The 18,916-nt window shown below is 71.9% G+C and carries 21 protein-coding genes; 7 read left to right on the forward strand and 14 right to left on the reverse strand.

The window, feature by feature from the left end; genetic code table 11:
- The first annotated feature begins 68 nt into the window (after positions 1-68).
- Positions 69-1,241, forward strand: coding sequence for a PQQ-dependent sugar dehydrogenase (locus tag LL946_RS01330; protein ID WP_404383998.1), 1,173 nt, complete (start codon positions 69-71; stop codon positions 1,239-1,241).
- 86 nt (positions 1,242-1,327) lie between these two features.
- On the forward strand, positions 1,328-1,948 hold the full coding sequence (locus LL946_RS01335) for a DUF937 domain-containing protein (protein WP_404384000.1): 621 nt from the start codon (positions 1,328-1,330) through the stop codon (positions 1,946-1,948).
- Between the two features lie 85 nt (positions 1,949-2,033).
- Here the strand turns inward: LL946_RS01335 and gatB are convergent, their stop codons facing one another.
- The 7 genes from gatB to LL946_RS01370 all read right to left on the reverse strand — a co-directional run bounded on the left by gatB (position 2,034) and on the right by LL946_RS01370 (position 9,127).
- The gene (gatB, locus tag LL946_RS01340) at positions 2,034-3,560 is read right to left on the reverse strand and encodes an Asp-tRNA(Asn)/Glu-tRNA(Gln) amidotransferase subunit GatB (protein WP_404384002.1); all 1,527 of its coding nucleotides are present in this window, start codon (positions 3,558-3,560) and stop codon (positions 2,034-2,036) included.
- Between the two features lies 1 nt (position 3,561).
- Complete coding sequence (gene gatA, locus LL946_RS01345; protein ID WP_404384004.1) at positions 3,562-5,088, reverse strand: Asp-tRNA(Asn)/Glu-tRNA(Gln) amidotransferase subunit GatA; 1,527 nt, start codon at positions 5,086-5,088, stop codon at positions 3,562-3,564.
- 87 nt (positions 5,089-5,175) lie between these two features.
- Positions 5,176-5,517, reverse strand: a complete 342-nt coding sequence (gene gatC, locus LL946_RS01350) for an Asp-tRNA(Asn)/Glu-tRNA(Gln) amidotransferase subunit GatC (protein WP_404384006.1) — start codon at positions 5,515-5,517, stop codon at positions 5,176-5,178.
- 129 nt (positions 5,518-5,646) lie between these two features.
- Entirely contained in the window at positions 5,647-6,042 is a 396-nt protein-coding gene (locus LL946_RS01355) for a universal stress protein (RefSeq protein WP_404384008.1), read from the reverse strand.
- 1 nt (position 6,043) lies between these two features.
- Positions 6,044-7,600 (reverse strand): tripartite tricarboxylate transporter permease, encoded by a 1,557-nt coding sequence (locus LL946_RS01360; RefSeq protein WP_404384010.1) that lies wholly within the window; start codon positions 7,598-7,600, stop codon positions 6,044-6,046.
- A gap of 1 nt (position 7,601) precedes the next feature.
- Positions 7,602-8,105, reverse strand: a complete 504-nt coding sequence (locus tag LL946_RS01365) for a tripartite tricarboxylate transporter TctB family protein (RefSeq protein ID WP_404384012.1) — start codon at positions 8,103-8,105, stop codon at positions 7,602-7,604.
- On the reverse strand, positions 8,105-9,127 hold the full coding sequence (locus LL946_RS01370; protein ID WP_404384014.1) for a Bug family tripartite tricarboxylate transporter substrate binding protein: 1,023 nt from the start codon (positions 9,125-9,127) through the stop codon (positions 8,105-8,107). Before LL946_RS01370 ends, LL946_RS01365 begins: the two co-directional genes overlap by 1 nt.
- Before the next feature lie 148 nt (positions 9,128-9,275).
- On the opposite strand from LL946_RS01370, the gene LL946_RS01375 reads away from it, so the two are divergent.
- Both LL946_RS01375 and LL946_RS01380 read left to right on the forward strand, forming a co-directional pair.
- Positions 9,276-10,943, forward strand: a complete 1,668-nt coding sequence (locus LL946_RS01375) for a sensor histidine kinase (RefSeq protein WP_404384016.1) — start codon at positions 9,276-9,278, stop codon at positions 10,941-10,943.
- 3 nt (positions 10,944-10,946) lie between these two features.
- Positions 10,947-11,657 carry a response regulator gene (locus LL946_RS01380; RefSeq protein ID WP_404384018.1) on the forward strand — a complete coding sequence of 237 codons (711 nt, stop codon included), beginning with the start codon at positions 10,947-10,949 and terminating at the stop codon, positions 11,655-11,657.
- On the opposite strand, the gene LL946_RS01385 is transcribed toward LL946_RS01380, so the two are convergent.
- The 5 genes from LL946_RS01385 to LL946_RS01405 are packed head-to-tail and all read right to left on the reverse strand — an operon-like array spanning position 11,639 to position 15,964.
- Complete coding sequence (locus LL946_RS01385; protein WP_404384020.1) at positions 11,639-13,066, reverse strand: aldehyde dehydrogenase family protein; 1,428 nt, start codon at positions 13,064-13,066, stop codon at positions 11,639-11,641. The two genes, LL946_RS01380 and LL946_RS01385, sit on opposite strands and share 19 nt — an antisense overlap.
- On the reverse strand, positions 13,063-13,503 hold the full coding sequence (locus LL946_RS01390; protein WP_404384022.1) for a cupin domain-containing protein: 441 nt from the start codon (positions 13,501-13,503) through the stop codon (positions 13,063-13,065). The genes LL946_RS01385 and LL946_RS01390 overlap by 4 nt, the downstream gene beginning before the upstream one ends.
- 3 nt (positions 13,504-13,506) lie before the next feature.
- Positions 13,507-14,568: an isocitrate/isopropylmalate dehydrogenase family protein gene (locus LL946_RS01395; protein WP_404384024.1), complete on the reverse strand. Its 1,062-nt coding sequence runs from the start codon at positions 14,566-14,568 to the stop codon at positions 13,507-13,509.
- Positions 14,565-14,897: a putative quinol monooxygenase gene (locus LL946_RS01400; RefSeq protein WP_404384026.1), complete on the reverse strand. Its 333-nt coding sequence runs from the start codon at positions 14,895-14,897 to the stop codon at positions 14,565-14,567. The genes LL946_RS01395 and LL946_RS01400 overlap by 4 nt, the downstream gene beginning before the upstream one ends.
- A complete protein-coding gene (locus LL946_RS01405) occupies positions 14,894-15,964 on the reverse strand; it encodes an Ldh family oxidoreductase (protein ID WP_404384028.1) in 1,071 nt (356 codons plus the stop codon). Before LL946_RS01405 ends, LL946_RS01400 begins: the two co-directional genes overlap by 4 nt.
- Positions 15,965-16,028: 64 nt before the next feature.
- Here LL946_RS01405 and LL946_RS01410 point away from each other — a divergent pair, with 64 nt between their 5' ends.
- Entirely contained in the window at positions 16,029-16,733 is a 705-nt protein-coding gene (locus LL946_RS01410; RefSeq protein WP_404384030.1) for a GntR family transcriptional regulator, read from the forward strand.
- Between the two features lie 51 nt (positions 16,734-16,784).
- Here LL946_RS01410 and LL946_RS01415 read toward each other — a convergent pair whose 3' ends face one another.
- Positions 16,785-17,498: a transporter substrate-binding domain-containing protein gene (locus LL946_RS01415; RefSeq protein ID WP_404384032.1), complete on the reverse strand. Its 714-nt coding sequence runs from the start codon at positions 17,496-17,498 to the stop codon at positions 16,785-16,787.
- A gap of 160 nt (positions 17,499-17,658) precedes the next feature.
- Between LL946_RS01415 and LL946_RS01420 the strand changes: the two genes are divergently transcribed.
- Together LL946_RS01420 and LL946_RS01425 are read left to right on the forward strand one after the other, a co-directional pair.
- Entirely contained in the window at positions 17,659-18,084 is a 426-nt protein-coding gene (locus LL946_RS01420) for a hypothetical protein (RefSeq protein WP_404384034.1), read from the forward strand.
- Positions 18,081-18,485 (forward strand): hypothetical protein, encoded by a 405-nt coding sequence (locus LL946_RS01425; RefSeq protein WP_404384036.1) that lies wholly within the window; start codon positions 18,081-18,083, stop codon positions 18,483-18,485. Before LL946_RS01420 ends, LL946_RS01425 begins: the two co-directional genes overlap by 4 nt.
- A 62-nt stretch (positions 18,486-18,547) precedes the next feature.
- On the opposite strand, the gene LL946_RS01430 is transcribed toward LL946_RS01425, so the two are convergent.
- Positions 18,548-18,916: a hypothetical protein gene (locus LL946_RS01430; RefSeq protein WP_404384038.1), complete on the reverse strand. Its 369-nt coding sequence runs from the start codon at positions 18,914-18,916 to the stop codon at positions 18,548-18,550.

Below are 18,916 nucleotides of genomic sequence, written 5' to 3' on the forward strand. Positions count from 1 at the left end.
TCTGCGGACTTGCTGGGAGTCGTGCTCCCGCCCTCGCCCTGGTTGCCCCGACCGGGAGAGGATCGGGTATGCCGTCCCGTCACCGCACGTTGCCAGCGCTTCTCTGCGTGCTCGCCCTCGGCCTCGCGGGCTGTGGTGGCGGGGATGACCCTCCTGAGCCGGCACCCGCCACGACGTCGGCCGACTCGCCGTCCGCGTCGGCGAGCGCGACGCCCAGCGCGTCATCGGGCAGCCAGACCCCCACCGGGTCCGCCACGGCCGCGTCCATCCCCTCGGGCAGCCCGAGCGACATCGCGACCGGGCTGGACGTGCCGTGGTCGATCGCGTTCCTTCCCGGCGGCGACGCGCTCGTCACCCTGCGCGACGAGGCCGAGGTCGTACGGGTCTCCCCCACCGGCCGTCGCACGACTGTCGGATCCGTTGACGGCGTTGACGTCGGCGGCGAGGGCGGGTTGCTCGGTGTCGCAGTGTCGCCCACCTTCGCCACGGACCGGGTCGTGCACCTCTACCTCACCTCCGACGACGACAACAGGATCCTGCGCACGACCCTCGGGACAGACGGGTTCGGGCCGATGACACCGGTGCTCACCGGCATACCCAAGGCCGGCAACCACAACGGCGGGCGGATCGCGTGGGGACCCGACGGCTTCCTCTACGTCGGCACCGGGGACGCGGCTCGGCCCGACCGGGCGCAGGACCGGCGCAACCTCGGCGGCAAGATCCTGCGGGTCACCGCCGACGGGAAGCCGGCTCCGGGCAACCCCATCGCCGGGAGCCCGGTGTGGAGCCTGGGGCACCGCAACGTCCAGGGTCTCGCGTGGGGCGCCGACGGGACGATGTACGCCAGCGAGTTCGGCCAGAACACCTGGGACGAGCTCAACGTCATCATCCCGGGCGCCAACTACGGGTGGCCCGAAGTGGAGGGCATCGAGGGCGACGCCGGTGACTTCGTGGCACCCATCGCGCAGTGGTCCACCGACGACGCCTCCCCGAGCGGGATCGCCGTCGGGCCCGACGGTGCGGTCTACCTGGCGGCGCTGCGCGGCGCGTCGCTGTGGAAGGTCGCGGTCGACGGGGCGAGGCGGCGCGGTGAGCCGGTACGCCTGCTCGAGGACAGATACGGCCGGATCCGGGACGTCGTCACGGCGCCGGACGGCACCCTCTGGATCCTGAGCAACAACACGTTCCGCGGCGACCCCCGCCCCGGCGACGACCGCGTCGTGCGCGTCCCCGTCGGCTGACAAGCCCCCGGTGGACTCCTTCGCTGAGTACGTTGAACGCAGAGGTGGGCACCGTCGCCCACCGGACCCGAGAGGTGGCACGACCGATGGCTGCAGCTGACGACATCCTCCAGAACCTCCCCCTCGACCAGCTCGCCCAGGAGCTCGGCGCCGACCCGCAGGAGGTGCAGCAGGCGGCCCAGACCGCCTTGCCGGCCCTGCTCGGCGGGCTCCAGGCCAACGCGCAGGACCCGGCCGGCGCCAGCTCGATCGTCGAGGCGCTCGCCCAGCACGACGACGACCTCGTCCGCGGTGGCGTCGACCTCGGCCAGGTCGACCGGGCCGACGGCGAGAAGATCGCCTCGCACATCTTCGGGTCCAACGAGGAGCAGGTCTACTCCGCGCTCGGTGCGTCCGGCGCCGGCGGCGGACTCGTCAAGCGCCTCATCCCGATCCTCGCCCCGATCGTGTTGTCCTACCTCGCCAACCGCGTCCTCAAGGGCGGCGGTGGCGGTCTCGGCGGAGGCGCGACGCAGGCCCCTGCGGACAACACGGCGCAGGGTGGCCCGGGCTCGCTCGACTCGATGCTGCAGGACGTGCTCGGTGGCGCCCTCGGCGGTGGCACGGCCACCCAGCAGGCGCCGGCCCCGACGCAGCAGACCCAGCCGTCGGCCGGCGGCTCGATCCTCGACGTCCTCGGTGGACTCCTCGGCGGCGGTCGCCGCTGACCCGCCCCGACTTATTGCCCTTTTCGTCCCGAGGAGCGCAGCGACGACGGGACGAAAAGGGCAATGAGTCGGAAGGAGGGGTCAGTCAGCTCGTGAGCTTGGAGAGGATGATCTCGCGGGCCTTGCCGGCGTCGGCCTGACCCTTCATCGCCTTCATGACCTGACCGATGAGGGCACCCGCGGCCTGGACCTTCCCGTCCCGGACCTTCTGTGCCACATCGGGATTGGCCGCGATGACCTCGTCCACGGCGGCCTCGAGGGCGCCGTCGTCCTGGACGAGCTCGAGCCCGCGGGCATCGGCGACCGCGGTCGGGGTCCCCTCTCCGTCGAGCACGCCCTCCCACACCTGGCGCGCCATCGAGTCGTTGAGCCGCCCGGAGGTCACGAGACCCTCGAGCTCGACGACGTGCGCGGGTGTGATCGACCGCTGCGCGGCATACGAGGCGACGTCGGTCGAGCCCTCGGCGTTGGCGCGACGGGCGATGTCGCCCGACCACCACTTGCGGGCCCCGGCCGGCGAGGCACCCGCCTCGACGGTCTCGCCGATGAGGTCGACGAGACCGGCGTTGAGGACGTCGCGCATCTCGAGGTCGCTGAAGCCCCAGTCGGACTGGAGCCGCTTGCGGCGCAGCGCCGGCTGCTCGGGCAGGGTGGCGCGCAGCTGCTCGACCGTCTCGCGGGTGGGCGCGACGGGGACGAGGTCGGGCTCCGGGAAGTAGCGGTAGTCGTCGGCGTCGGACTTCACGCGGCCCGACGTGGTCATGCCGGTGTCCTCGTGCCAGTGGCGGGTCTCCTGGAGGATCGAGCCACCGCCCTGGAGCACGGCACCGTGGCGGCACATCTCGTAGCGGACGGCCCGCTCGACCGAGCGCAGCGAGTTGACGTTCTTGGTCTCGGTGCGGGTGCCCAGGGTCGTGGAGCCCTTGGGCATGAGTGAGAGGTTGACGTCGCAGCGCATCGAGCCCTGCTCCATCTTGACGTCGGAGACGTCGAGCGCCTTGAGCAGGTCGCGGAGCGTGGCGACGTAGGCGCGGGCGACCTCGGGCGCGCGCTCCCCCGCACCACGCAGCGGCTTGGTGACGATCTCGATGAGCGGGATGCCTGCGCGGTTGTAGTCGACGAGCGAGTGCGTCGCGCCGTGGATGCGACCCGTGGAGCCGCCGACGTGCAGCGACTTGCCGGTGTCCTCCTCCATGTGCGCGCGCTCGATCTCGACGCGGAAGGTCGAGCCGTCGTCGAGCGGGACGTCGAGGTAGCCCTCGAAGGCGATCGGCTCGTCGTACTGCGAGGTCTGGAAGTTCTTGGGCATGTCCGGGTAGAAGTAGTTCTTCCGGGCGAAGCGGCACCACTGCGCGATCTCGCAGTTGAGCGCGAGACCGATCCGGATCGCCGACTCGACGGCGACCTCGTTGACGACCGGCAGCGCTCCGGGCAGGCCCAGGCACACCGGGCAGACCTGGGTGTTGGGCTCGGCGCCGAACTCGGTCGCGCAGCCGCAGAACATCTTGGTGTTGGTCCCGAGCTCGACGTGGACCTCGAGCCCGAGCACCGGGTCGAAGGCCGCGAGGACGTCGTCGTAGGCGAGGGTCGCGTCGGTGGTCGTGGTGCTCATGTCACGCACCCTTCGTCGTGGAGGTGGACAGGTCGGGCGCCTTCGCGAGCAGGGGTCCGCCCCACGCGGCGAGGAGGCGCTGCTCGAGAGCCGCGCCGACGGCATACAGGCGGTCGTCGGCCGTGGCCGGCGCGAGGATCTGGAAGCCCGCGGGCAGCCCGTCCTCGTCGGCGAGACCACTCGGGAGCGACATGCCGGGGACACCGGCGAGGTTGGCCGGGATCGTCGCGATGTCGTTGAGGTACATGGCCATCGGGTCGTCGAGCTTGTCGCCGAACCGGAACGCCGTCGTCGGCGCCGTCGGCGACACGAGGACGTCGGCCGACTCGAAGGCGCGGGTGAAGTCATCGGCGATGAGCCGCCGCACCTTCTGCGCCGAGCCGTAGTAGGCGTCGTAGTAGCCCGACGACAGTGCGTAGGTGCCGAGGATGATGCGGCGCTTGACCTCGTCGCCGAAGCCCGCGTCACGCGTCGCCGCCATGACCTGCTCGGCGCTCGGGTCGTCGACGCCCTCGGGCAGGACCCGCAGGCCGTAGCGCATGGCGTCGAACTTCGCGAGGTTGCTCGACGCCTCCGACGGAAGGATGAGGTAGTAGGCAGCAAGCGCCGCGGTGAAGCTCGGGCACGAGACCTCGACGACCTCGGCGCCGGCGTCGACGAGGTGCTGGACCGACTCGTCGAAGCGGGCCTGCACGCCGGCTTGGAAGCCCTCGCCTGTGAGCTCGCGGACGATGCCGATCCGCAGGCCCGTGACGTCGGCGCGACGCGCGGCCTCGACGACGGCGGGGACGGGCGCGTCGATCGAGGTCGAGTCCATCGGGTCGTGCCCGCCCATGACCTCGTGCAGCAGCGCCGCGTCGAGGACGGTGCGCGTGCACGGACCCGCCTGGTCGAGCGATGACGCGAGCGCGACGAGGCCGTAGCGCGAGACGCCGCCGTAGGTCGGCTTGGTCCCGACCGTGCCCGTGACGGCGGCCGGCTGGCGGATGGAGCCGCCGGTGTCGGTGCCGATCGCGAGCGGCGCCTGGAACGACGCGACGACCGCGCTCGAGCCACCACCCGAGCCGCCGGGGATGCGGTCGAGGTCCCACGGGTTGCGCGTCGGGCCGTAGGCCGAGTGCTCGGTCGAGGAGCCCATCGCGAACTCGTCCATGTTGGTCTTGCCGAGGATCGGCATGCCGGCCTGCTTGAGGCGCGTCACGACCGTCGCGTCGTAGGGCGGGATCCAGCCCTCGAGGATCTTGGAGCCGCATGTCGTCGGCAGGCCCTTGGTCGCCATGACGTCCTTGACGGCGATCGGAACGCCGGCGAGGTGGTGCAGCTGCTCGCCGCGGCCCCGTCGCTCGTCGATGTCGCGAGCGGCCGCGAGGGCCCCGTCGCGGTCGACGTGGAGGTAGGCGTGGACGTCGCCGTCGACGGCGTCGGTCCGGTCGAGCAGCGCCCGGGTCACCTCGACCGAGCTCGTCCCACCACTGGTGAGGAGGTCGGCGAGCTCGGCGGCGCTGGCGCGGGTCAGGTCGGTGGTCACATCGGTCCTTGGGTGGTCGCTGCGGGAAAGCGTGGTGCGGCAGAGGCGGAGGTATGCCGTGAGCTCACCTCACGGCATACGGTCGCCTCAGTCCTCCCTGACGAAGCCGGCTCCTACGTCGCCGTATTCGTCTGGGGCCGGATCCAGGATGCGGGGGACGGAGAAGCGCTGCTGGTCGGACTCCGGGGCACCCGCGAGGGCCGCCTCGGCGCCGAGGCTGGGCCGGACGACGTCGGGACGGGTGACGTTGACGATCGGCATCGGGTGGCTCATGGGCTCGACGCCCTCGATCGGCGACTGCTGCACGATCGCCACCGACTCGAGGATGACGCCCAGCTCGCCGACCATCTTGTCGAGCTCGGCGTCGGAGAGGTCGATGCGGGCGAGACCGGCCAGGTGTGCCACGTCGTCGCGGGTGAGTTCAGCCATGCGCGCCAGTCTAGGACTCCGCGCAGGGCGCCGCGTCAGGGCTCCGACGGCACGGTCGTGGGGCGACCGACACGGCAGAGCCGCCCACGGGAGATCCCGTGGACGGCTCCGACCGTGGTGCGGTCCGGCTCAGCGGGGGGCCTTGACGGCGAGCACCGGGCACTCGGCGTCGAGCAGCACCTTCTGGGCCTGGCTCCCGAGGAGGAGCTTGCCGACAGGGGTGCGGCGACGGACGCCGATGACGATGAGCTCGGCGTTGGTCTCCTCTGCCAGCTCGACGAGCACCTCCGCGGGGTCCTTCTTGTGGACCGCGTGCGACACCTCGTAGTCGAGGCCCGACGCGTCGAGCTCGTCCTTGAGCGCGGTGAGCTCCGCGTCGTCGACGTAGCGGTTGTCGGCCGAGGCCGCCCCGGTGCTCGCGTTGACGACGAGCAGCCGGCTGCCCCGGCTGCGGGCCTCGACGACGGCCGCGTCGAGGGCGGCCCGCCCTTCCTTGGTGGGTACGAACCCCACGATGACCGGCATGTCAGGCTCCTTGGTTGTTGGCGTGCTGCTGGAGGCGGGGGTCGTCGGGGCCCGTGGTGGGGTCCTCCGGCGGCGTCCGGCGGTCGCGGACCCGCGACCAGACGAACGGGACGAGGACCACGAGCAGGATGAGCAGGTAGACGACCTTCGAGAACGTCGTGTTGACGAGGCCAGAGAGGTGCCCGTCGCTGATCTGCAGGGCGCGGCGCATGAAGACCTCGGCCCGGGGGGCGAGGATGAGGCCGACGATGAGCGGCACGACCGGTAGGCCGTAGCGCCGCATCGCGAACCCGAGCCCGCCGACGAGCAGCAGCAGCCAGAGGTCGAACGGCGAGCCGTTGGCCGCGTAGGCGCCGAGCGAGGCGAACATGAGGATGCCGGCATACAGGTAGGGCCTGGGGATGAGCAGGAGCTTGGCCCAGAGACCGGCCATCGGCAGGTTGAGCGCGAGGAGCATCGCGTTGCCGATGAGCAGGCTCGCGATGAGCGTCCACACCAGTGGCCCCTGCTCGTCGAACAGCCGCGGACCCGGTTGGATGCCGTAGGTCTGGAAGGCGAGGATCATCACGGCCGCGGTCGCGGTCGTCGGGATGCCGAGCGTGAGCAGCGGGACGAGGCTGCCGGCTGCCGAGGCGTTGTTGGTCGCCTCGGGTCCGGCGACGCCCTCGATGGCGCCGTGGCCGAACTCCTCGGGCTTCTTGGACAGCTTGCGCTCGGTGACGTAGGACAGGAACGTCGGGATCTCCGCACCACCTGCCGGGATGGCACCGAACGGGAAGCCGATGGCCGAGCCGCGCAGCCACGGCTTCCACGAGCGCGAGAGGTCCTCGCGCGTCATGAGCCGGCCCTTGATGGGGATGATCCGGGCCGGCGCTCGCCGCAGGTGCGCCGCGATCCACAGCGCCTCGCCCATCGCGAAGACCGCCACGGCCACGACGACGACGTCGATGCCGTCCGAGAGCTGGTCGATGCCGAAGGTGAGTCGCTGCTGGCCCGACGTCTGGTCGATGCCGACGAGCCCGATCCACACGCCCAGCGCGAGGCTGGCGAAGCCGCGGATCTTCGAGGAGCCGAGGACCGTGGTCACCGCGACGAACGCGAAGAGCATGACGGCGAGGTAGTCCGGGTCGCCGAGCTGGATCGCGAACTTCACGACCTGGGGCGCGAGGAGCGCGAGGCACAGCGTGGCGATCGTGCCGGCGACGAACGACCCGATGGCCGCGGTCGACAGGGCCGCGGCACCGCGGCCCGCCTTGGCCATCTTGTTGCCCTCGATGGCTGTCATCACCGAGGCGCTCTCGCCCGGTGTGTTGAGCAGGATCGAGGTCGTCGAGCCGCCGTACATGCCGCCGTAGTACAGGCCGGCGAACATGATGATCGCCTGCTCGACGGGCAGGGTGTAGGTGAGCGGCAGGAGCAGGGCGATGGCCATGGCCGGCCCGATGCCGGGCAGGACGCCGATGGCGGTGCCGAGGAGCACGCCGAGGAAGGCGTAGAGGAGGTTCATCGGCGTGAGGGCTGCCGACATCCCATCGAAGAGGGCGTTGAGGCCGTCCATGTCAGAGGATCCCGTCCAGGAGCCCGGCCGGGAGCTTGACGTCCAGGCCGAGGAAGAAGCCGTACCACGTGACGAGCGAGAGCAGGACCGAGATCACCGCGAGCCTCACGTAGTGGCGGTTGCCGAGGGCGAAGGCGGAGCCGAAGAAGAGCACGGCGCCGGTGATGGGCCAGCCGAGGCGGTCGATGAAAGCCGCGTTGAACGCGAACGCCGCCGCGAGCATCCCGACCGTCCTCCAGTCCGACCCGTGGCTGAGGTCGACGTCCTCACCGCTCTCCTGCTCACCGCGCCCACCGCGCGCGATGTCGACAGCGAGGAGCACGGCGCAGAGGATGAGGAGGCCGCCGACGAACATGGGGACGGTGCGTGCGGTCATGAAGCCGCGCGCGCCCCGCTCGATCAGGCCGAGGGCGTCGACGATCGCGACGATCCCCAGGGCCAGCAGGAGGAGGGACACCCCGTACTCGGAGCGCCCCTCCCCCCGCGACTGCACCTGGTCGCTCATCAGGCGAGACCCAGCTCCTTGAGCACACCGGCGACGCGGTCGCTCTCGGAGGTCAGGAAGGTCGAGAACTCGTCGCCGGGGATGAAGGCGTCGGTCCAGCCCTTGTCCGCGAGCGTCTTCTTCCACTCCTCGGTGCCGTGCAGGGCCGTCACGGCCGCGATGAGCTTGTCCTTGTCGGCGGCGGAGATCTCCGGAGCCGCGACGAGACCGCGCCAGTTGGTGAAGGTGAGGTCGACGCCCTGGTCCTTGAGCGGCTTGGCATCGAGGCCCTCGACCGCCGTCTCGCTCGTCACGGCGAGGACACGCACGTCACCGGACTTGGCCTGCTCGACGACCTCGCTCACGCCGGTGGCGGCGAAGCCGAGCTTCTTGCCGAGCACGGCCGTCATGAGCTCGCCACCGCCGTCGTAGGCGACGTAGTTGACCTTCTTGGCGTCGAGGCCGACGGCCTTGGCGAAGAGCATCGGGGTGAGGTGGTCGGGACCGCCGACGTTGGACGCGCCACCGACGGGCACGGCGCCGGGGTTGGCCTTCCAGGCGTTGATGAGGTCGTCGAGCGTCTTGAAGGGCGAGTCCTTCGCCACGACGATCGCCTCGGACTCCTCGATGAGCTTGGCGATGGGCGTCGTGTCGGTGAGCTTGGCCTCCGACTTGTTGCTGTAGGACGCACCGACGACGCCGAGGCCCATCTGCATGAGCAGGTCGCCCTTGCCCTTCTCGTTGATGAGGCGGGCAAGACCGACGGTGCCACCGGCACCGGCCTGGTTGAACACCTCGACGGAGCCGCTCAGGCCCGCGGACTGGAGGTCTGCGGAGACGGCGCGGGCCGTCTGGTCGTAGCCGGAGCCGGGCGAGTTCGGGACCATGATGCGCAGGCCGGAGAGCTTCTCGGCCGTGGCGCTGCCACCGGAGCCGGAGCCGGAGGCGGTGTCGTCGTCGGTGTTGCTCACGCCGCACGCGGTGAGGGCGAGGGCTGCGGCTGCAGTGAGGGCGGCGCTGCGAACCAGAGTGGTCAGTCGCACGGGGGACTCCTTTGTCGAGGTGGGTGCGTCGCGTCCAACGTTCGCCCCTGCAGGCGGCCCTGTCACTGTTGCGGGCACAGACGTCGTTGAGTTCTTTGTGCTCACGGCCCTGCGTCGTGCTCGCACCGGCGACCGGCACAATCGAGGGGTGGCGCGACGACGGTCAGGACGGGTGCGGGCGGCGCTGCGCCGTCTCTGGCCGCAGACCCTGGCCGGCCGCATGCTCGCGACCCAGCTGCTCATCGTGAGCATCGTCTTCGTCGGAGTGGGTGCCCTCTCCGTCGCCCAGCAGGGGGCGGGCGTCACCGACCGCGAGGTCCGGCGGGCGCGCCAGGTCGCGGAGCAGGTGACCCAGGAACCGGGCGTCCGCCAGGTGCTCGGCCCGCAGGGCGAGGCGTGGATGTCGCAGGCACAGGCGGCGCTGGAGTCCGCCCGCACGCTGTCGGACTCCGAGGGCGTCTACCTCGCCCGCACGTCCGACGGCTCCGTCGTGGCCGCGGCCGCCGAGAACCCGGTGAGCCGGCTGCCCCGGACCGATGCCTTCGAGGGCAGCTCCTGGCTCGGCGGCGAGGGCGACGACGACGACCCCGAGACCATCATGGCGATGGCACCGGTGAACGTCGCCGGGGAGCTCGAGCCGGTCGGTGTCGTCGCCGTGACGCGCACCTCCCCCTCCGTCTGGGACGACCTCGCCACCATCACCCCCAACCTCCTCACCTACCTCGGTCTCGCCGGGCTCATCGGCGTGCTCGGCTCACTGCTGCTCGCCCGTCGCGTCAAGCGGCAGACGCTGGGGCTCGAGCCGCGCGAGATCGCCGGGCTCGTCGAGCAGCGCGAGGCGGTGCTGCACGGCATCAAGGAGGGACTGCTCGCCATCGACCTCGCCGGACGCGTCACCCTGATCAACGACGAGGCGGCCACCCTGCTGTCCATCCCGCAGGCGGGCGCCGTGGGGCACTCCCTGTCCGAGCTCGGCGCCGACCGCCCGCTTCTGGGGCTCTTCCCGACGCGACGGCTGCGCAGCGGCCCGACGGTCACGGTCACCGACGAGCCGGAGGTCACGTCCGTCGACCGGGTCCTCCTCGTCAAGGGCCGGCTCGTCACCGCGAACGTCATGCCGGTGCGGCAGCAGGGACGTCTCGTGGGACACGTCGCCACCCTCCGCGACCGGACCGAGCTGCTCGAGCTCCAGCGCGACCTCGACGTGACCCGCGCGACCACGGACTCGCTGCGGGCCCAGGCCCATGAGTTCAGCAACCGGATGCACGTCGTCGCCGGGCTCATCGCGCTCGAGGAGTACGACGACGTCCGGGACTACATCCGTCACATCACGGCCGACGAGGCCGAGCTCACCGCACGGGTGGGGACCGCGGTCGCCGACCCGGCCGTGGCGGCCATGCTCATGGCCAAGTCCCGGCAGGCCGCAGAGCGGGGCATCACGCTCGACCTCGACGACGACACCCACCTGGCCCGCCTCGACGGTGACCTGTCCACGGACCTCAACACGATCCTCGGCAACCTCGTCGACAACGCCCTCGACGCCGTCCCTGAGCTCAGCGGCCGGGTGCGGGTGGCCCTGGCGGGCCCGGACGACGGCACGGTCCGCCTCACGGTGCGCGACAACGGCCCCGGCGTCCCGACCGGCGACATGGGCACGCTGTTCGTGCGCGGCTTCTCGACCAAGGACAGCGAGCCGGGGTCGTCACGCGGCATCGGCCTGGCCCTCGTGCGTATGGTCTGCACCAAGCGAGGAGGAGAGGTGAGCGTGAGCAACGACGACGGTGCCGTCTTCACGGTCCACCTCCCGACGTCCTGAGCCATGGCGCCCATCGACTCCCTCCCCATCCGCACCGTCGTCGTCGACGACGACTTCATGGTGGCTCGGCTGCACTCGAGCACGGTCGCCCGCCTCGACGGCTTCGAGGTAGTCGGTGTCGCGAGCACGGGCGCCCAGGCCCTCGCGCTGGTCAAGGACAAGCGGCCGGACCTCGTGCTGCTCGACGTCTACCTGCCCGACCTCACCGGGCTCGAGGTGCTGCGCCGGCTGCGCGGCCTGGGTGCCGACTGCGACGTCATCGTCATCAGCGCGGCGCGCGACCTCGACTCGCTCCGCCAGGCGATGCAGTCAGGGGTCTACCAGTACCTCGTCAAGCCGTTCGAGCTCGACGAGCTCCGACGACGGCTCGACGAGTACGCCCGGCACTGCGCGCGGATCCGTGGCCAGGACCCCGGCACCGCGGTCGAGCAGGAGGAGGCAGACCGCCTCTTCCGCACCGGCCCCGCGGGCCGGTCCCGCAGTTCGCTCCCCAAGGGGATCAGCCCCGAGACGGTTGCGCTCGTGAGCGGCGCGCTCGCAGGTGCCGGTGACGACGGCCTGTCGGCGACGGAGTGCGGCGAGGCCGTGGGGATCGCGCGCAGCAGCGCCCGCCGCTACCTCGAGTACCTCGTCGACTCGGGCGCGGCCGCCGTCCGTCACCGCTACGGGTCGGCCGGCCGCCCCGAACGTCGCTATCAGACGGCGGCCCAGTAGGTCCGCTGGTTCATGAACGCGTACATCCCCTCGGCACCGAGCTCACGGCCGTAGCCCGACTGCTTCGTCCCGCCGAACGGGACGCGGACGTCGGAGGCGACGACCGCGTTGACGAAGACGGCGCCGGTCGTGACCCGCGCCGCCAGGGCGACGGCCCGCTCGGTCGACGCGCTCCAGACCGACAGACCGAGCCCGTATGCCGTCGCGTCGGCCAAGCGGGCCGCGTCCGCGTCGTCCCGGGCCACCACGACGGCGGCCACCGGGCCGAACGTCTCCTCGTCGAACACCGGGACCCCGGGCCCGTCGACGATGAGGACGGTCGGCTCGAAGAACCAGCCGTCACCCGTGATCGCCGACCCGCCGGCCACGAGGCGCGCCCCGGCCGTCACCGACTCGTCGACCTGGCGCTGGACCGCCGTGCGGAGGTCGTCGCGCGCCAGCGGCCCGACGTCGACCGACTCGTCCGTCGGGTCGCCCACGCGCAGGGCCGAGACCCCCAGGAGGAAGCGATCCATGAACTCGTCGGCGACCTCGGCGGCGACGATGAACCGCTTGGCACAGACGCACGACTGACCGCCGTTGTGGAAGCGAGCGCGCACGGCGGCGTCGGCCGCCGCCGCCACGTCGGCGTCAGAGAGCACGACGAAGGCGTCGGACCCACCGAGCTCGAGGACGGACGGCTTGACCGCACGGCCGGCCGCAGCCCCGACCGCGGCACCGGCGCGGTTGCTGCCGGTGAGCGTCACCCCCGCGACCCGTGGGTCGGCGACGAGCCGGTCGCTCACCTCCGGGACGTGTGCCTCGGCGACGACGAGCGTCCGCAGGAGGCCGTGCGGCGTCTCCTGTTCCATGCCTGCACCGCGCACGAGCGACTCGATGGCGAGCGCCGACCCGGTGACGTTCGGCGAGTGCTTGAGCAGCACCGTGTTGCCCGCGCCGAGGGCGGGCAGCACGAAGCGCATGACCTGCCACAGCGGGAAGTTCCACGGCATGACGGCGAGGACGGGCCCGATGGGCTCACGGGTCACCCACGCACGCGCGCCGCCTCCCACGTCGACCGGTTGTGGCTCGAGGAGTCGCGCGAGGTTCGCGGCATACCAGCGCGCTGTGGTCGCGGACTTGTCCACCTCACCACGGGCCTCGCGCAGGGGCTTGCCCATCTCGGACGTGATGAGCGCAGCGAGCGACTCGCGCTGTGCGTCGAGGGAGTCGGCGATCCGGACCAGGAGGGACGACCGATCGGCGCGCCGGACCGACGCCCACGTCCGGGCGGCCTCGGTCACCTCGGTGACCGCCGCCTCGATCGCAGCGTCGTCCATCACCGGGTAGGACGCCAAGGCCTCGCCGGTGGCCGGGTTGACGGTCTCGATGACGGCTTCGACGGCGGTCTCGGTGTCGGTCTCGGTCACGGGGTGCTCAGCCCGCCCCGGTCGGCATCGGACAGGTGCTCGAACGTCTCCCCGGTGGCGGTGATCGTCCGGGTCACGTCGCGGCCGCCGTAGACCCAGTAGATGCGCATGACGCCGGTGCCACGGTTGTAGAAGCGGTGTGGCACACCGGCCGGGACCCACGTCGCCTCGCCGGCGACGAGGTCGAACTCCTGCCCGTCGACCTCGGCGACGGCCTCGCCCTCGAGGATGAGCACGGACTCCTCGACGTTGTGGCTGTGCAGCGGCAGGCCGGTCCCCTCCTGGAACTGCGTCTGCCCGGTCGTCACGTGGTTGCTCTCGCAGTTCCACTTCCCGACGTAGGGCACGGTGCGGACGCCGTTGCCGCGGTCGAACGGCTCGACCTCGTCGGGGCGGATGAGGAGGTTGGGGGCGTCGGGTGCGGTGCGGTCGGTCATCGGTCAGGACTCCAGCTTCGTGAGGAGGGCGGTTGGGAACTGGTCGGTGTCGAGGGAGCCGCGCAGGTCGCGCGTCCGGGTGGCGGGGTCGGCGAGGCACCCGTCGACCGCCGCGTCGACGGCGTCGGCGGCCTTGGCGAACCTCTCGGACCCGCTCCTCTCCGCCCACCAGCGCAGCAGCATGGTGGTGGAGAGGATGAGCGAGGTCGGGTTGGCGATCCCCTGACCGGCGATGTCCGGCGCGGAGCCGTGCTGGGCCTGGGCCACGGCGACGCCGTCGCCGACGTTGAGGGAGCCACCGAGACCGAGGCTGCCCGAGAGGGCACAGGCCAGGTCCGAGAGGATGTCGCCGAACATGTTGGTCGTCACGACGACGTCGAACTCCCGCGGGGAGCGCACGAGGTGGGACGTCGCGGCGTCGACGATGAGCTCGCGCAGCTCGACGTCCGGGTGACGGGCGGCCACGGCCCGGACCTCGTCGAGGAACAGCCCGTCCGAGAGCCTGAGCACGTTCGCCTTGTGGACCGCGGTGACCCGCCCTCGTCGACCGGCCGCGAGCCGGAAGGCCTCCTCGGCGACGGCGTTGCAGGCACGCCGGGAGATCTTGCGGACCGAGAGTGCGAGGTCGGGGTCGGGCATGAACTCGCCGCTGCCGGCCACCATGTTGCGGTCGCTGTAGAAGCCCTCGGTGTTCTCCCGGACGATGACGAGGTCGAGCGCGTCGGGCAGCACGGTGAGGTCTGGGATGCTGCGCGCCGGCCTGACGTTCGAGTACAGGCGGTAGGTCGTCCGGATCGCGGCCGAGGGGTTCCACCCGCCCTCGGCGCGCGAGGGGTAGTCGAGGTGCGACACCGGTCCGAGGATGGTGCCGTCGACCTCGCCGACCCGGTCGAGCACGTCCTGCGGCATCGTCTCTCCGACCGCCTCGTGGGCGGCCCAGCCGACGTCGCGGTGCTCGATCTCCAGGTCGAGCCCGAAGGTGTCGTCGGCTGCGCGGAGCACCCGCTCCGTCGCCGCGGCGATCTCGGGTCCGATCCCGTCGCCGGGCAGCAGGAGCAGCTTCATGCCGTCGCCCCGTGCGGCTTGTCGGTCTCACGGTGGGCGATGACGAGCTCGGTGACCGTGTTGACCTGGCTGCCGGGGACGACGGTGCGCGCCACGGCCTCGCGCCACTGCGCGAAGTGCGCTGCGGCGCGATGTGCGTCGAGCGCCGCCTCGTCCCGGTAGATCTCGTAGAAGACGAAGTGGTGGGGGTCGGACTGCGACCGGCAGACGTCGAACCGGAGGCAGCCGGGCTCGTCGCCGAACGTCGCGGCGGCGTTGCGGGTGATGGCCTCGGTGAACTCCACCAGGCGGTCCGGGAGGACATCGAGCCGGACGACGAGCGAGATCATGAGCTCTCCTTGGGTGCGGTGGTCTCGGGCAGGGCGACGCCGGTGGCGTCCGCGAGCGTCGTGAGCTCGGCCCAGGTCTGGTCGGAGACGGGTATGCCGTCCGCCTCGGCGCGCCGCCGGTTGCGGTCCTCGAGCTCGCCCGGCGTGAGCACCCCGGCGGACCAGGAGGCTGGCTCGCTCCCCCGCACCTGTTCGGCGAGGGCGCTCACGCGGGCGTCGTAGTCCTCGCGGTCGCAGAAGGCGGCCACGTCGAGCGTGATGAGCAGGTGGCCCGCTCCGCTGGCGCCCTCGGGGCGGTAGGGCCCGACGACGTCGGCGCCGAACGCGCTCCCGGTGAGCACACCGGCGAGGACGTCGAACATGAACGCCATGACGTAGCCCTTGGCTCCACCCACGGGGAGGATGAGCCCCTCGATCGCCTCGCGCGGGTCCGTCGTCGGCGTCCCGTCGGCCGCGGCGCCCCACCCCTGCGGGATGGCCTCCCCCCGGTCCGCGGCGACGTAGACCTTGCCGCGGGCGACCGCGGTGTTGGCCATGTCCATGACGAGGACGTCGCCGTCGGGACCCGGGGCGGCGATCGACCACGGGTTGGTGCCGAGGAGCTTCGTGCGCCCGCCCCACGGCGCCATCGCCGGCGAGGCGTTGGTCGCGAGCAGCGCCACGAAGCCGCGCTCGGCGGCATACCTCGTGAAGTAGGCGGCCGTCCCGAAGTGACCCGAGCGGCGCACGGCCACAGCGCTGATGCCGTGCACGCGAGCCCGCTCGACACCGAGCTCGACGGCGCGCTGGGTGACGACCTGCCCGAGGCCGTCCTGCCCGTCGAGGACGACGACGCTGCCCGAGTCACGGACCGTCACCGCCTCGGTCTGAGCGCGCATCGCACCGCTGCGGAGTCGGGCGAGGTACCAGGGCAGGCGGATCGCGCCGTGCGACGGGTGCCCCCACAGCTCGGCGACGAGGAGCGAGTCGGCGAGCAGGTCGGCGTCTTTGGACGGCACACCGTGGGCGCGGGCCACGTCGGCCATGAAGGTGGCGAGCTGCTGCGCGTCGACGGTCCGGGCGGTCATGACACGATGGTTGCATATTTGTATACAAGTAGACAAGTAGTGTCCGCGACGGCAGGATGCCCCCATGTCCACGAGCGCGAGCCCACGACGCCGCAGCGGCGCGCAGTTCGTCTACGAGGAGCTGCTCGCGCAGATCCAGGACATGCGGCTCGAGCCGGGGCAGCGCCTCCACGAGACCGAGCTCGCGAGCGCCCTGGGTGTGAGCCGCACTCCCCTGCGCGAGGCTCTCCGGCTGCTGCTCGCCGAGGACCTCCTCGAGCAGCTCCCCACCGGCGGCATGGTCGTGCGTCGCCTCTCTCCGCGCGATGCCGCGGAGCTGTATGCCGTCCGCGCCCGTCTCGAGGGTCTCGTCGCCGCGGCGGCAGCCGAGCGCGCCGAGCCCACGGATGTCGAACGGCTCACCGCTTTCGTGCAGCGCAACGAGGCGCTCGCCGGTCTCCCCGAGGGCGCCATGGAGTCGGGCCACGCCATCCACGTCGAGATCGAGCGGATCGCCGACCACGCCTGGGCGTCAAGGGTGCTCGCGCAGATCGAGGGTCAGCTCGCGCGCTACCGCCGCTTCAGCAACGCGTCGCCCGACCGGCGCGCAGCGGCACTGGCGGAGCACCGCGGCATCGTCGAGGCGATCGCCGCCGCCGACCCCGCCCGGGCCGGCGCGCGGGCCGAGGAGCACGTGCTGGCGGCGCGCCGGGCGACGGTGGCCCAGCTCGAGGTCAGCCTCGATGCGTCCACCGGCGCAGGATCATCGGGATCACGCCTCCGGACCTGAGCAGCTCCACCTCGACGCGGCGACGAGCGCGCGGTCAGCGACCACCGCCGGTCAGGACGTTCCGGCGGACGCCGCGAGCGCAGGGTCGTGACCGTGCCTCGCGAGGGCCTCGGCGACCCACCCGGTCGCGACGAGCTCGTCCACGACCGAGCGCAGCCAGGCGACGGACTCGTCGCCGTGACGACGTGACACCGCGACCGCCTGCGGGATCTGCATGAACGCACCGTCGAGCACGCGCAGGCCGGGGTTCGCCGACACGTAGGCCTCGATCGGCTGTGCGATGCCGGCCGCGACCTCCAGGCCCTGCTCGGCGAAGACGTCGACTCCGTCCGACCCGCGCACCAGCTCGGCCGAGCCGAGCGACCGCGAGAGGTGGAGGTCGTAGGCGGACCCTAGCTTGACCCCGATCCGTATGCCGTCCCGGTCCACGTCGGCGGCCGAGCGCAGAGGAGAACTCTCGCGGACGGCATACGCGCCCTCGATGAGGACGTAGGGCGCGCTGAAGGCGAGCTCCTCGGCACGCACCGGGTCCACGGCGAGGAAGCAGACGTCCGCGGCACCGTCCCGGACCGCGTCGACCGACTTGCGGGCCGCATCCCAGAGGACGAGGTCCACGGGCACGTCCAGTCGCCGACCGAGCTCGTGGGCGATGTCGACCGTGATGCCGGCCGGCGACTCGGACGAGCCGTTCGTCAGCACGGCGTTGCCGAGGTTGATGGAGGCACGGAGCGCCCCGGTCGGCGCAAGGTCCTCGGTGGTCGTCACGCCGCGATGCTCTCACCCGCGGGCGCTCGGGGCACAGGGCTGGTTCGACAGCTGGACGTGCCGACGCCTGGCGAGGGCCGGTGGCGGTGGCGGCCTCACTGAACGCAGACGTGCCGGGGTTGCGGTGGTTCGCGGCCGCATGGCGGCTAGCCTGCACCGCATGACATCAGGGGATGGCCAGAGGGTGGACGACGACCACCGCTACGACGACGAGGTGCGCGCGGCCCAGCACCGCGCCGAGACCAGTACGGCCTGGAGCGCGCAGGTCATGGCGCTGACAGGGACCGGCTCCGCCGACCGGGGCCGGGTGCGGGCGACGGTGAACCTCGACGGCATCGTCACCGGACTGACGGTGGCCGACAGCACGGCGGCCCGGGGCGGCCGCGTCGTCGAGCTCGCCGTCCAGAGCGCCGTGCACGCTGCCCAGGAGGACGTCCTGCGGCAGACGACCGACCTCACCAGCGCGCAGTGGGGTGCGGACTCGCCGACGACGCGGGTCGTCACCGGTGAGATCGCCGCCAACGTGCGCACGCCCGACCCGGACGAGCCAGATCCCGCCGCCGGCAACCCGGGAGGTCAGTGGTGAGCGCCTTCGACGCCTTCGGTGGCGGGCTCACGGGTGACATCCCGGCGCAGGGCGACCTCGACCGCGCGGTGGCCAAGGCGCGGGCGGCCTTCGCCTGGCGGGCCGAGGTCGACAGGCTCAGCGCAGAGGGCCGGTTCGAGGGCGTGACCGCGACGGTGTCCGGCAACGGCGCCCTCACCGGCCTCACCGTGGCGACGAGCGCCTGCGCCGAGGGTGGCGACGCGGTGACCCAGCGCATCCTCTCCGCGATCGCCGCGGCACAGGAGGAGCTGGTCCGGCTCATCGCCCGCACCAGTGCGGAGGCGTTCGGCGAGGACTCGGAGCAGGACCGCCTCGTGCGGAGCTCGCTGGAGACCCGGTTCGCCCGAGGCGAGGTCCTGCCGGACGACGACGGTCGCTGAGACCGCCTGCGCGTCGGGGCGCCGGCGCGGCGGAGCCAGCGCGGCGGTGCCAGCGCGGCGCCTCAGACCCAGGTGCGTCCGAGGGCCCGGACCCAGGCCCACATCGCCGCAACGCTGCCCACGGTGAGACCGACCGAGGTGAGCACCCAGGCGGTCCAGCGCCAGGCGAGCTCGCCGCTCGACCCGCGGGACTCCGACCGGAACACGCTCCACCACCGGTTGGACGCCAGCGGGCCGTAGTCGCCGCGCTCGTTCGGCAGGAAGGGCAGCCACATGTCCCCCGCCGACCGCGCCCGGAGGAACTCGGTGATGACGGGTCGGACGAGCAGCCAGAGGACGAAGAAGAACATCGCGAACAGCGCCACGCTGACGATGACGAGGAACAGGCGAACCCCCCACACGAGGCCGGTCATGTCAGTCTCGCGAATCAT

The sequence above is a fragment of the Knoellia locipacati genome (assembly GCF_044791685.1).
Lineage (GTDB): Bacteria > Actinomycetota > Actinomycetes > Actinomycetales > Dermatophilaceae > Knoellia > Knoellia locipacati_A.